1 tRNA gene is annotated in these 334 nt (G+C 44.6%); it reads right to left on the bottom strand.

From position 1 onward, the window contains the following. Positions 1 to 245: 245 nt before the first annotated feature. Positions 246 to 322, bottom strand: a tRNA-Ala gene (locus SOM16_RS23070). Positions 323 to 334: the final 12 nt, after the last annotated feature.

Below are 334 nucleotides of genomic sequence, written 5' to 3'. Positions count from 1 at the left end.
GGTCTCGAACCGTTTAATACTTTTTATCGTATCTGCCCCATGGCGTTTCTTCTTGTCTTAATCTTTATGTCAATGTAGATCATCGATCCCGATGATATCTTTTGTTTTTATTTTCTGTTGTCGTTTAGTTTCAGCTACAGGTGTTAACCTTATACCCTATACCTTTCAACCCTCAACCTTTAATGGTGGAGAATAACGGTTCCGATAGCTATCGGAACGAACCGTTGACCGGTCGCCATTCTTCATGGTGGAGAATAACGGAGTCGAACCGTTGACCTCCTGCGTGCAAGGCAGGCGCTCTAGCCAGCTGAGCTAATCCCCCAGAGTATCAAGT

The organism is Pedobacter sp. CFBP9032 (assembly GCF_034045265.1).
GTDB lineage: Bacteria > Bacteroidota > Bacteroidia > Sphingobacteriales > Sphingobacteriaceae > Pedobacter.
This window is presented reverse-complemented; position numbering and strand designations above follow the sequence as displayed.